The sequence below is a fragment of the Sphingomonas sandaracina genome, from assembly GCF_036663695.1.
Taxonomy (GTDB): domain Bacteria; phylum Pseudomonadota; class Alphaproteobacteria; order Sphingomonadales; family Sphingomonadaceae; genus Sphingomonas.
This window is the reverse complement of sequence record NZ_JAXOJK010000002.1, coordinates 536,742-549,777: the sequence shown is the minus strand read 5'-3', so window position 1 is coordinate 549,777 and position 13,036 is coordinate 536,742. Positions and strand designations below refer to the sequence as shown.

Annotated in this window: 10 protein-coding genes; 1 reads left to right on the top strand and 9 read right to left on the bottom strand. The window is 61.0% G+C overall.

Features of this window, described 5'->3' with window-relative positions; all coding sequences use genetic code 11:
• Positions 1–5 precede the first annotated feature (5 nt).
• Genes U1707_RS07895 through U1707_RS07885 form a run of 3 tightly spaced genes read right to left on the bottom strand, consistent with a single transcriptional unit; the run spans position 6 to position 2,417 of the window.
• A complete protein-coding gene (locus U1707_RS07895) occupies positions 6–842 on the bottom strand; it encodes a GIY-YIG nuclease family protein (protein ID WP_332799523.1) in 837 nt (278 codons plus the stop codon).
• Entirely contained in the window at positions 842–1,669 is an 828-nt protein-coding gene (locus U1707_RS07890) for a hypothetical protein (RefSeq protein WP_332799522.1), read from the bottom strand. Before U1707_RS07890 ends, U1707_RS07895 begins: the two co-directional genes overlap by 1 nt.
• A 10-nt stretch (positions 1,670–1,679) precedes the next feature.
• Positions 1,680–2,417: a hypothetical protein gene (locus U1707_RS07885; protein ID WP_332799521.1), complete on the bottom strand. Its 738-nt coding sequence runs from the start codon at positions 2,415–2,417 to the stop codon at positions 1,680–1,682.
• An 18-nt stretch (positions 2,418–2,435) separates the two neighbouring features.
• Here U1707_RS07885 and U1707_RS07880 point away from each other — a divergent pair, with 18 nt between their 5' ends.
• Positions 2,436–2,729 (top strand): hypothetical protein, encoded by a 294-nt coding sequence (locus tag U1707_RS07880; RefSeq protein ID WP_332799520.1) that lies wholly within the window; start codon positions 2,436–2,438, stop codon positions 2,727–2,729.
• Between the two features lie 273 nt (positions 2,730–3,002).
• Here U1707_RS07880 and U1707_RS07875 read toward each other — a convergent pair whose 3' ends face one another.
• From U1707_RS07875 to U1707_RS07850, 6 genes are all read right to left on the bottom strand, one after another.
• Positions 3,003–5,006, bottom strand: a complete 2,004-nt coding sequence (locus U1707_RS07875; protein WP_332799519.1) for a UvrD-helicase domain-containing protein — start codon at positions 5,004–5,006, stop codon at positions 3,003–3,005.
• Complete coding sequence (locus U1707_RS07870) at positions 5,003–6,976, bottom strand: ATP-dependent nuclease (protein WP_332799518.1); 1,974 nt, start codon at positions 6,974–6,976, stop codon at positions 5,003–5,005. Before U1707_RS07870 ends, U1707_RS07875 begins: the two co-directional genes overlap by 4 nt.
• Before the next feature lie 141 nt (positions 6,977–7,117).
• Positions 7,118–8,242, bottom strand: coding sequence for a hypothetical protein (locus U1707_RS07865; RefSeq protein ID WP_332799517.1), 1,125 nt, complete (start codon positions 8,240–8,242; stop codon positions 7,118–7,120).
• A gap of 63 nt (positions 8,243–8,305) precedes the next feature.
• Positions 8,306–8,542 carry a phage integrase N-terminal SAM-like domain-containing protein gene (locus U1707_RS07860; RefSeq protein WP_332799516.1) on the bottom strand — a complete coding sequence of 79 codons (237 nt, stop codon included), beginning with the start codon at positions 8,540–8,542 and terminating at the stop codon, positions 8,306–8,308.
• Positions 8,543–9,398: 856 nt separating this feature from the next.
• Positions 9,399–10,298, bottom strand: coding sequence for a DUF4238 domain-containing protein (locus U1707_RS07855; RefSeq protein WP_332799515.1), 900 nt, complete (start codon positions 10,296–10,298; stop codon positions 9,399–9,401).
• An 85-nt stretch (positions 10,299–10,383) separates the two neighbouring features.
• Positions 10,384–12,837 carry a hypothetical protein gene (locus tag U1707_RS07850; protein WP_332799514.1) on the bottom strand — a complete coding sequence of 818 codons (2,454 nt, stop codon included), beginning with the start codon at positions 12,835–12,837 and terminating at the stop codon, positions 10,384–10,386.
• Positions 12,838–13,036: the final 199 nt, after the last annotated feature.

Genomic DNA, 13,036 nt, shown 5'->3' with positions numbered 1-13,036 from the left:
GATTCCTAGTTTCGGTTCAGACCCATCTCGCGGCTCTGGAGCTTCCGCTTCCAAAGCTGCTCGATGGCGATGATGTCGTCGGAAGCCGCTGCACTTCCGCTAACCTCGAGTATGCTCACTCGATAATCAGTGGGCTCGCTGCTTTTCAGTCCGAGATTTCCGCCATGGCCGTCCTGCGCATAATTCAGCCAGCGCCCCAAGAAGCCAGCCTCGCCCGTTGCCGAGCCAACATATTGCTCCTTGGTTCGGGCGGACGTCAGCAGATAGACACCTCTCGCCGCCCGAAGAGCTGATCGCCAACCAGCCGGCAGGACAGGGACTTCCGACACGTTCGCCACAAATTGCGTGAAGCCGGGGAACTCCTCCTCTTGGAAAGCGCGCGTCAGTTGGACGATCTGCTTATTCTGGCGATCGGCCCTCTGGACCCAACTGCGCGCGCCCGGCCCCCAGTCGATCCACAGCCGACCGCTATAGTCATTCAGGTAACTCGTGAGCTCGGTCTGGTACTGATCCAGCTGAGACGTGGTGAGAACGATGCCGGGGACGCCGTGAAGTGGATCGATCCAGGCATCGTCGGCAGCACCGACAATCTGGGTCGAATAGATACCGGCAAACAATGTCCCGCCGGTCGGCGGCGCGACGAAGCTCGCCCACAACGGCGATGCGAGTACCGCGCGGTTACCGACGGTCTGGACACTCTGATAATCCTCGAAGCAGGACCGTTGATCGCGCCACAGAACGTAGGGTGTCCTGCCGTTTAGCGCTTTCGTCTGGTGTCGCAGAAGGCGGACGCTAGTTGGGTCCAGCCCGGCTTTGACGACGAGATCGGTGAACAGAAGCATCAGCTCTCCTCGCCAACCGGATTGTTTAGCCTGCGCAGAAAGGTTCGGGCCGTCACCAGCACGATGTGCAGGCGGAACGTCGAGTGATCCTCGTCCGACAGCCCGGGATGCGAACCATCCGTGTGGAGCATTTTGAAGAGGCCGTTGATGTACCCCTTAGCATCGGGCGTCCATTCGTTGCGATCGACCGCGAGAAACTCGGTCTTAGCAAGGAGTTGGCGGCGATTTTCCGACGTCGCAAGTTGAGATGCCCGGCCTGGCTCTCGCTGCCGCGCGATCGCGTCGAACAAGCTTTCGAGAAACGTGCGCAGCTGTGCGTTGCAGGCCGCCCAGTCTCCACGCGTGTGGGCCTCGATCGCCTGGTCGAGGTGTCCGGCCGGCAAATGGAATTGAAACGCGCGTAGCAGCTCGTGTACCTCACTATCGGTCCTAGGCAGGTCGACCTCTTCCGGCAATGCTGCACGAAGGCGGGGGTGCTGGCCGCGCTCATCCTGTTCGATCACGAAGCCGTCACGCGCGAGTCCGCGTAGCAATGCCGTTTGCGCGGGTGTCTTGAGACGCGGGTTGATGTGGTGCAGCGCTTCGCGGACGACAGCTTCTCCCAAAGTCACGCGGCCATCGACGGTGTCCACCACATCCGAGGCATGCTGAATGACGATCCGCCCGAGCATGCCCACCTTCTTAGGCACGCTGAGTTCCGTTCCTTCCGGGATCGCGTCTTCGAGCCCCAGGCGAAAAGTCATCAGATCGAAGCTCGCTTGGGTGTGACGCTCCTGCATCTCGGTGGCCGCGATAAGCGTGGGACGGGTAAAGGGGGTCAGGCGCATCGGACGTCTTTCAGGGGAGAGTGGCAGCAAGATTCTCGAAGGTCATGAAGCGGACGCCGTAGCTATTCGAGAGCCAAGCGCGATTGGCGGGATCGAGCACCGAGTTGGTGACATTGCTCTTGCCCACGTCGGCCGAACAGAAAACGTCGATTCCATAAGCGATATGCGCAGCGAGGCTGTCGCCGTCCGCCCATTCGGCGAAGGCTCGCTCGACCTGCCGCCGCTGATGCACGTCCGCCGCCTTGTCCAAAGCCGCAAACCACGTCGCATCGGGTCCCGAGGCAAGGCTCACGCCCAGCGTGCTCAGCTGGCTGAACCCGAGCCCCCGCGCCTCGATCTCGCGCGAAACGGCAAAGGCCTTGTCAATCCAGGCCGACAACGCCGCCCTTTCGCCCCGATCGAGATAATACTCCCCCGTTGGATCGGTCAGCGCAAACGCGCCGATACGCGGAACGTCATGCAGGACTCTCACGCCGAGCGCCTTGGCCGCCTGGATCCGGGCGACCACCTCAGGGTGCAAGGGCGGACGCTGCGGCTGGCTGGCCTTCAACGTGACCCCCGTCGCGATCACATCGCAGTCGCCGTCACCCAACATTCCCGCGAGCTCCTTGGGAAGGTCGGACCGTTTCATCATCTCCGTCGAATGGGCGGTGCTCGTCACCGTCGTTCCCGCAAACACGGCCGCGCGGTCCTTCTTCATGATCCCTTCGACCGTCAGCATCGTGACCGAGTAAAAACCCTCGATCACCCCGCTCCTGAGAGCCGAATGAACCTTGGCCAATTCCGCTTGCCGCGGGTCCTTCGGGAACCTCTCCGGGCGGCACGCCAGATCAAGGACATTGGTATCGAATGTGACGCGCAAGCCGCTTTCGTCCTTCTGTTAGAGTCGTTGCTACAAGAACTGTGCGCCCGCATGATCCTCGAACAATTCGGCGTTTCGCACATATTCGGAGAGAACCTGAACCGACGTAAGTCTGCTGACATCCTGCATCTTGAAGATGCTTGCGCGATTGGCGGAAGCCTCGGTCAAAACCCGGCCCGCAGCGAGTGGGAAGCATAATGCGCTGGATCATAACAAAACAAAAGGGCGTCGTTACCATTGCCGTCTCGCCAGACCGGGATCGGGAAACGGCCAGCGGCCGGGGTCGGGAGCGTAGAATGAAAACCTCCGCAGTCGGGATCATCTACTTGCAGGGACAAAGGCGGAGTTATGTGAACGATTTCTATGAGTTGCTTAGCGTCGCCTTTTGCACCGCCGGCACGACCCCGCAGAGGTGGGCTAGATCGCACCGCCAGGCTGACGAATGATCAACACTACGGCACGATTGAACCGTCAGTCACGCCAGACCACGCCCTGCTCACCGATCTGGCCGATGCTCCACTGGCGCGCGCGCATCAGGCCAAGCTCCTCTTCGGTGAAGGCATCGCTACGGACGGCGAGGCACAGTAGGTGTGAAGGTCGCGTCACGGCAACATAATGCTGCTTGAGGCTTCGTCGCAGCTCTGCCTTCTTGACGTTGGTCGCGACACCGGCCTGGGCACCTATCAGCCATTGCTTAATCCGGGCCAGATGCGACCCTTTGTACCAGGTGTCCAATACGAGGGTTGCAAGATGCGTTTCGCCCTTGACCGAATGAATCGACCCGACCTTGATCCGCACGGTGGGCGCGGCGATCGGGTGGGCGAAGACATTGCCGAGCGGTGCTGCCACGCCGTCCAATTGCCGCTCATCCTCCCAATCGAGAAACGCGCCAGCCTCACCCGCATCGGCACCACCGAGCATGGCCGTCGCAATGTCGAGCACCGGCCGCTTCCAGGCCTGCCAAGCCGCTGCGCTGGCTGCCAAGTCTCCGGTCGCAAGCTTCCAGCACAGGGCTTCATAGCGTTTCGCGGTCGCCGGATCATGGTCGAGCAGGCGAAGGCACTGCCGATGGCGATTGGCGAAGCTCGGGTGCCGAACGGCAGGGTTGAGCAGGCTCGACAATCGCAGCAGCCCGTCGGCCACCTTCTCGATGATCGGGCGCAGGTCGCCGGTCGCACCCGCCTCGGCGATGCCGCGCCGTAGATAGCCTATCAGCGTCGCCGGCCGCCCTTCAACGCGCGCGAGTTGATGATCGTAGCCTGACCAGTAATGCGCAACGCAATTGGGGACATTCTCGCGACCAGTGTCGCGGTGAATCGCGCCTACCGCGGCAAAGGCCCCATGGGTGCGCTCAGCCGGGCTGAAGCGCGCGATGAGCATGTCTGCAAAGGCCGGTAGCACCGAATGTGGCCGATCTGCGTCGAACAATAGGATGGCCGCCCGCCTGCCATGTTCCTCGGGGGGATGTTCGCGCAGGCCGATCAGGCCCGGCGGCTCCAACGCGAGTGGATCGGCGAGAGTGGCAATCTGAGCCCCAAAGCGGTGGCTGTTAGCGACCGGGATGGCGACCACTGCATCCGGGAACGGATCGCTGCGCGCGTCTTTGGTCTCACTGGCGCGCCCGTAAATTGCTTGGTTCATATCTCCGAAGCGCTGGCGGATCACCGGCCTTTCGCCGTCAATAAAGAGACGGCGCAGAATCAATGCCTGCTCCTCGCTATTGTCTTGAACCTCGTCGAGGAACAGCATCGGGAACCGACTGCGCACCGCGTCCCTGAGCGCAGGATGCTGATCGAGCGCTTGCCCCGCCCAGATCATCATGTCCTCGTGGCAGAAATAGCCTTCCCGGGTCGTCGCGCTGCAGGCCGCGATGAAAGCACGATACAATGGCGTCTGCCGGTCGAGCATACCTTTTGCCCAGCGAATGGCCCCCAGATCATGATCGGCATCAATGATCCGCAGCAACTCCTCATCCCGATTGCTTTGCTCGACAGCGGTGCGCTGGGCACGGCTGAGCTTGTGCCACCTTCTCCGCAGGCAGATCTCATTATCGATGGCGACGGCCTCGATCCCCTGCGACCGCAACCAAGGTAATGCGACGAACTGGTTCACGAAGCCGTGGATCGTCCCCACGAAATGCGGATACGACAGGACTGCCCGGCCGGCGGAATCAGCGCCGAGGCGTTTCTCGATCTCAAGCCGCGCGACATTGGTATGAGACAGGACGCAGACGCCGGCACCCGGAGCGCTCCAACGTTTGGAGAGGATAGCGAGTTTGGCTACCAGCAAAGTCGTCTTGCCGCTACCCGGGCAGGCGGCGACATCGATCGTCGTATTGGAGCGAAGGACATCGAGGCGCGGGTCGTTACCGGCGCGTCCGTGAAACGCCCGCGCGGACAGGCCGAGACTCGTTGCGGCCGCTTCGATCTCCGCATCGGTGACCGGCAACGCAAGCAGCGGCGCGATGGCCGTCACGGGGCAGCGTCCCTTCCCTGGCCCGTGACATAGTCGATTGCCGCTACGACATAGGCTGGCATTGCGGCGCGTAGCGTCTCACTTGTGAAGCGGCGCCTAGCGACCGATCTTTCCAGCAGCGCCGCCAGATATTGAGCCGCGATCGCCTTGGACGCGCCGCTGCGGAACTTCGCATAGACCGAGGTGCTGCGCGCCTCCGGATCAAGAGCGGCAATGGCGGTGTAAGATCGCATCGCCTGACAACAGATTTTCACGACGCTGGTGGTTCCGGCATGAATACGGTCGTCGGCCGCCGCCAAGCTTGCCGCAATCCAGACTTCCCGCCCCAAGCCGAAATAGGCGAGGTCATATTCCAGCGTCCATGCGTCGGCGATGAAGGTCCTGACCGACTGGCCGGTCGCGCGGGCATCGATTCTGGCCCGCAAGTCGGCAAGCCCGGCCACGTCGAAATCGCCCGCATAGCGCCATTTCCGGTCCTTCATCGCCGGCACCGTGCCATCGGGCTTGAGCAATTTCAGGATCGCCGGCGCGCAATCCGGCATGACGTCCATATCGGTAATACAAGCGACGGGCACATCAAGCGCGCCCTGCTCCTCAGCAGCACGACGCTGGAAGATGCGGCCATAGCGCCCCAGCCCGATTCCCCCGACATTAACGACCGATACGCCGTGCCGTGCCAGATCTCGGCCGATTAGGCGCGCGAGTGTCGGCAGCAGGATGTTTTCAGCGTCGCCCTCTACAATGATCACACCGCGCGCGAAGAACAGGTTGGCTTTAGTGGCGTCGAGAAAACGCTCGAGAAAAGCATAATCCGCCGGCTGCAACAGCGTGTGCTCGGGTCCCATCGGGAATGCCCGGCCACCGTGCACTAATACGAGATTTTCCAGCTTGAGCGAAGAGGCGAGTGACGGGCTGTGGGTCGTCATGAGGACCTGAAGCCCATGTTCGGCGCTCTGATCGACGACCGCCTTCTGCTTGAGGAAATCTATGAGCAGATGCTGGCGCTGCGGATGGAGGTGCGCCTCCGGTTCCTCGATCAGCAATGCCGGAAACCCGTCGCTTTCTTGACTGAGCAAAAGTAGTTCGGCTGCCATGAACAGCAAGTTGTTCGACCCGAGCCCACGCCCTGGCGCCGGATCGACGACGCCGTCGTCGCGCAGGTCGAGCTCAAGTTTTTCTAGCAGCTGGCGCAACCGGGCTGCCTTGTCGCCGCGCGCGCCGCTGACCGAGATCGCACCCTTGAGCGCGTCGCCCTCGAACGAAAGTTTGGCGAGATAGTCGTCATTTAGCCTGATCCGCGCGCCACCGATACCGGGTTGGCGTTCGAGCAATTCGTTGGCGAAGTCTCCGATGCCGAGCACGCTGAGTGTCGTGGGATCGTCCGGAAAGGCGGCCGGGACGAAATCGTCGCCCGCTGTCGCCACCTCCTCGGTCTGCTGCAAGATCTGGGCGAGGCGCGAGCCCCGCCCGGCGGACAGTGCCTGATCGGCATCGCGCAACGGCCGGAGATAGGTCGCGCATAATAGCGCACGGGCTGCGGCCTCGAGCGCGGGACCGTTGCCTGTGGCACCTGACCGGTATTCGACATTGGTGAAACGGCGCGATGGCCCGCGCGACGCTGAAGTCGCCTGCCAGTGCAGGAACAGGCAGGCCTTGCCGTCGAGATAGGTCAAATATTCGAGAAACGCGCCGCGGTCGGCCGCGCTGAGTGCATCGAACCGCAACACGATCCGGATTTCAGTTCTGGTCGGGCTGCCATCGGCGGGCTGATGGAAATCGGCTTCACCGACCCGGAAATAGTCCTGTCCCCGCGTTCCGAGTACAAGCCGGACCGCGTCGATGATCGCCGTCTTCCCGGAGTCATTTTCGCCCACTAACGCTGTGATACCGGCTGGGAAACCCAGGTGAAACCCGGATGCGCCCTCGCCGAAGATGCGAAAATTCTCGATGCTGATTCTGGCCAGTCGCACGCATCGCCCCCCAAGGCACTTCACAGGTAAAATCGCCTTGCCCTGCCCTAGCGCGAATGCGCTCCCGGCGCACCGCCGACTTCGCCCGCGACATTGGAGAGGTCGAGGTGCTGCCGCCTACATCCGAGCAGAGGCTCGAGCTCAGTCCGGTCCCGGGAGCCACACCCGATGCGCTTCGCGCAGTTCGGTCTCGATCCGCACGAGTTCGTCACCATAGAGGCGGACCCCCGTCGGCTGCTGGGCTACCTCCTGGGCGAGCACCACGAACTGCCAAGCTCCATAGTCGTGGAAGGGATTGAGGCCGATGACATTGCCGAGCAACGGGTCCGTCGGTTCTGGAGCCGCCAGGATCCGCGCGAACTTGTCGATCGCGGCGTTGAGCTCCCAGTCCGACACCGACAAGAGGAGAGCGCACAGCGCGAGTAGCGCCGGGGGAGCACCCTTCCAACGATACTCATCCGGCTTCAACCGGCCGAACTCGAGTCCAGAATTCCGCGCAACGAATGCGGCGAGCTGCAACGTCAATTCATAGCTCGCCTTGAGTGCGACAGGGTCGAAAACCTCCTGTCCAGCGAAGCGCTCGACCAAATCCTTGGCGCGCGCCTTCGCCCCGGGGACATATCGGAACCTCAGTCGCTCGAAGAGGCCCCAGAATTGCTCAGTGAACTCGTGTTGCACTGCCTGTTTCCAGTCAAAGCTTGGAAGCTGCGCCTGCACGGGGTGGAATACCCAGCGCTGATATGAGGGATGGCGATGGAGTTTATCCAACCAATCGATCGCTGCAGGTCCGATCGAAACGACCAAGCGGTGATCGGCCTTCAGATCGAAGAAATGTTGGCGCATCGCGCGGATCGCCGGCTGGTCGAACATGCCTTGCTCGATGCCTTTGCACACGAGATCCCGGATAAGGCGGGTCTCGTGCGTTTTGGCGTTGCCGAAATTGACAAGATTCTCTGACTGGCGATGCTCATCGTCAATGCCATAAAACTCGCAGAAACGATGATGGGCATCCATCGCGTCGTCACCGACGAACCGGAAATGCGCCTGTCGAAGCATGCCACGCGCACCGGCGGGCCGCGACGCCCGCACTATCTGCGCACCGCCGACACCGCAGGACGAGCAACGTACGTCGGCGCGGACCCAAGCGCGCTGCGCGTCCGACAATTGCTCTTCGGTGGCGCCCGGAGCGTCCGCCAACATCAGGCGGGCGAGCTGGCCGACATCGAGTTCGCGTTTGAAGTAAGTTGAGAAGGCTGTCGTTGGCATTGCGCGAGAGGTATCGACTTTCGAACGCTTTTCAAACGCGAGACGAGCCGCTGCGCCATTTTCTCACGGAAACCGAAGTAATCCGGAATATGCGTCGATCGCGCGGCCGCCGATAAGGCGGAAGCGCCGAACCTCCTCAGCCGTTGCTGTGTCGGGAGAGCGCCCGAGGAACGTCGCGAACCGCCCGACGTCGCGAATGTAGTTCCGATGCGTCTCAGGACCGAAGCGGCGTATGTCCATCTCGTTGATGAGACGCTGGCGTAACGGGATGACGGCAACAACGGGTATGAGAATAGTCATGGCAGGGTTCCTTTCGTGGAACCCCGATGCTCTGCCTGCTTCCCGTCGCGCTCAACCGATGCGCTACACCCGCGATGTCAATTCAGCCGCGCCCCGCGCGACCCTCCCGCGCAGCGGGTTCGTGCTTCCACCAATTTCGTCGGTTCCAAGTTGCAAACCCTAACACGGCGCAAGAACCCCCGCCTCGCCCGTTAGCTTCCCATGTGCCTTTTGATGCAGTCGGGGAATCTGATGCGCCGCGGCATAAACACTTGGCCCTCACGCCGCCATGATTCATCCTGCGGTGATGCGAACCGATGCACCCGCAACCCCATTTAACACGCTTATCCCCCCGCCTCGCCCGCGCACTTTCTACGTTGCAAAAGGTGCAATCCCAGACCGGTCGGAAGCCGGCCCAGGTCCTAGGCCGCGCAGCGTTTAGAACCGGCGCGGCGTGGGTGCAGTTTGGTGCACTTCCGGCGGTGCCGGGTTCAGCCTGTGGCGAGTGGCAGGCTAGGGGCGTTTGGGCAAGGCCCCGGCACCCCAGCCGCACTGGCACCCCGGCCCCGCGTGTCGGATCGATCCCGTCACCCCGGCCGACCCGTCGTAGCCCGCCTCGTGGCTCCTTCGTCTCGCTACCCCAAATACCGCGCAAGAACCCCCGCCTCGCCCGCGAGCTTTTTAGCTGGCTTTGGATGCAGAGGGCTGAATTGATGCAGACCTGCGGAAAACATAGCATTCAGGGGCGGTTTTGATCACGCCGGACAGATGCAGATTGCTGCACCCGGATGCAGATGTTTCGTGCGGCGCGTGCGTGCCGCCGCTCAAGACCGTTATATTCTAGGCTGTGAAAGTCATCGATAATCCCTGCATGAGGTTAGCACAGTGGGTGGGTGTCCCGGCGAGCCCAGAAGCGCCGCGAGATTTCATCCAACGGCACGACATTCATGCCAGCAATATCGAGATTGGCTTCGATAAAGGCGCGTCCCGCCGCGGCGTCGGCCCCCCAAATCCGGCCACGCGACGCGGCGAGCGAGGCTCGGTTAATGCGACGGATCAGTTCGGCGGCCGGCAGCGAATCGAGAAAGTTCTCTGTCGCTTCGCTGGCCGCCCCCAAGAAAAGGCGGTCAGGCGCCAGCGGTAGTGCAATGAAGAAGTCTTCGGTCATTAGATCGCCCTCCCAATGGAGTGGCATATCGCTGAGAAGCAGCTTCGGCGCTTCGGTTTTATATTCGATCGCCCACCAACGGAGGTCCGAGAAGCGCCGGGTCATCTCATTATGGAGCACTATCTGGGGAACCCAGGAGGTAAGCGCGCGAGCCTCCATCATCCCGGGATAGTTCACTTCAAGCCATTCCTCGCTCGACGGCCAGCCTTCAGGGAGTGCGGCATCGCCTTCCGCCAAGAACCGCTTGAGCATCGCCATACCCTCTTTACGCATATGGTCGAGAACGTCAGGCTGACGCAGCCGCAACGAGTTGAGGAAGAACGCCCAGGCTATCTTGCTGTCCTGGTCGAGCGGTTCACGTCGCTCGATTTTTGCGAGCGCGTCGGCCGCCTTGCTGTCGATCGGGCTGAAGAACCTGCGCTCAATATGATCCCTACCAATGCCGAGCGTATTGGCCGCGACGGCATAGAGGGCATTCTCATAGCCCGTATATTCCGGCGCTTGCGAGGTGCAGAGTACGCGTCCGGCTCGGATCTTAAAGCTCTGCAGCTTGCCGCGGTCGTTGCACCAGCGGCGGAGCAGGAACTGGGGGACATAATGATGTTTCAAAAGCCCGAGAACGCCATCGCGCGTGCCCTCTGCAAGCGAAAGGCCCTTCGATGCGTGACGCTCGGTGCGGAATTGATCAGGCCGGTCATTTCGCCGTTGCTGCAGCCTTTGTCTTCCACCTTGCTTCCCATTTTTCGTGCATTTCGGTGTGGTAGGATTTCAGGCCCAGATGAATGGACTGGGTGGCCTCGGCAAAAGCTCTGAGGCTTTCGCGATGCTGATGGCCCTCGAACTTTGCGTGCTCTCCGCCCAGTTCCTTCCACGTCATCCCGATATCGAACTGGCAAAAGGCTTCGTGACCGGTGAGCAGGATGACAGGGTTACGCATCTCGCCGTTCCGGTCGGGCTGCCGGCACCATCTCACAAAAGGTTCCAGTGCCTTCTGCTCTTCCTTAATAAAGTGATTGCGAAGCACCGAAATCACGATGACTGCGCCCTCTATCTTCCTCGCGATCGCGCGCAGCTTCGACAGGTCCTTCGCGGTGATGAGCGGACCCGTGCCAAAGGATTTTGCCTCACAGATGATGAGTTCCGGATCGCTCTGCGATCCGATACGATCGGGCGATCTCAATGCCACGAAGTCCGCCTCGGCCTCGATTCCGTCGAAGCTCAGCGAGAGAGCAGTCGCATAGGACATGGGATCGTGCCCCATATTCATATTGCCGACCGCCTTGAGCGCGAGGAGCGCGCCGTAGGAGCCGCGGGCGTAGTCCGGCACCGCGAAGGGGCCGATCACACGGAATGAGAAGTTCCGGTTGTTCTTCTGGAGTCCGGCTTGTGGAAACGGATACGAGCGTTGGCAGCGCTCGCAGGTGACGTCGTAGTCCACGGCGCTGAGCGAATGCCAGTTCAGGTACGCACAGTTAGGACATTTTGACTGGAGGCCTAGACGGATGACGCCGGCCGTCGTGAAGTTATCAAGGCCGGATACGCCATAGCCCCGCTTCTTTCGGCGTTCGACCAGCGCATGCCAATCCGCGACTGATTTCGAACGCCTGTCGAACAGCTCCTCGGTTTCGGCAAGGCCAGTGCCTTTGCGTCGGATGCCGCCCGCCATCGTGTTGAGCATGTCGAGCGTTTGGGGATCGGCCAGCAGGCGAACACCGAGCAGACCATCGAGATGGCCGAGTATCTGCTTCGCGATATGACCTGGCTCGGACAGGCGTGCATCGATCCCGTAGCGCTTAAGCGCTGAAATGACTGCCCCCTCAGGGGTCGGAATTTTAAGGTGGGCGGGCACGTCCTTATATCGATGCCCTACAGACCAGCCTTCCCGACCGATCAACACTGGTTCTCCGTAACCCTGGATCATCGTGAAATAGGGGTCGAACGTATTGAATGGTAGGGTCGTGCCAACATGGTCGGTGTAAAGTTGAGAAGGTTGGAGGGTATTTACCCAACGGATATTGTTCGCCCCATATTGCTGTGCGAACTCGGGCGACAACGTGTCGAAGGACGCGGCGAGGGTTGATTTATCGAGCGACAGGGTAATGCGCTTTTCTGCCGACTTAATGACTAGCGGGCCGTGACCGCGGAACGTATGGCCATGCTTGGGCTCTCGCCAGATCGGGGCCGGCCAGTCACTTATATTGACTGATCGCTGAGGGAGATCGCTCGCGATCTCCTTCGCCATCTCGGTTGCGCGCTCCGGGCTGATTGACCGCGCGAACTCTATCGTGCCTCGGTGCATTGATCCAAAAGGATTGCTCTCGATAGGACGGTGCTCGAGCCGGAGGATTTCGCGTAGTTCAGGCAGAAGCTGCGACCACCATTCAATCGGGACCGGCAGCGCGGAACGTGGCTGCGAGCGCATGTTCCAAAGATCGATAGCATCAAGGGGACTGGTCGGGTCGAAGACGAACACCGTAAGGTCGTCTCGCGATCCTGGCTCAGCTTCGAGCTTGTATCGGGTGAACCGGAGAGGCGTTAGATCGCCGTTTCTGAAAGCTTTTATCCAGGCTTCGGGCGTAGGTTCTAGCTCAGCGGGCGAAAAAACCGTGCGGTAGTTCGTACGGAAATAGTCGACTAGCTTACCACCGGGATAACAACCGAAAACGGTTTCGGTCAGCAGCGACCGGCTTTGCGGCTTAATGAGTAGCGCGGTGCGCGACTGCTTCATCTCGAAGCGGAGCTCCCGCTCGTAGATGTCGCGCATGGCATCGAGAATACTGAGACCAAACGAAGGTTCGGACCAATCTCGGTTGTCCCGCTTGGCCATGAGGCTGCTCAAGGGAAGAACGCGAGTTCCTATCACGTGCTTCCGGCGGAATGCGCACAACCCAGCGGCTTCCAGTAGCCCCGATTCTGCTTCGATATAGGCGTCTGGCTCAAAATAGCGGACGTAACCGCGGGTAACCTCGCGAGCGATCGCTTTCAGACCATTTCGGTTCTGCCACGCGGCGGGCAGGCTGGTCATGACCGGGATAATTGGATTGTAGGCCCCGCCCCAAAGACAGGCGGAGGCCTGCATAAACTTGCGGATGGAGCGGGTATCGTTGGGCCTTGTAAGAAGCGCGATGCGCGCGGGGCGTAGCTTCAAAGTCGCTGGTAGCTCGTACATCAACGATGAGTGCCGCCAAAGGCGGTTATTCTCGAGTCGCACGGCATGATGGTGGGATTATTGGTGATCATTTGGCCATAGTCTTGCTCGAAGAAAAGTAGCTTCACGCCTATTCTCACCCAAAACCACCTGCCTACAACCGGCCGCGCGCCGGCCTAAAACTCAAACTGGACGAGCG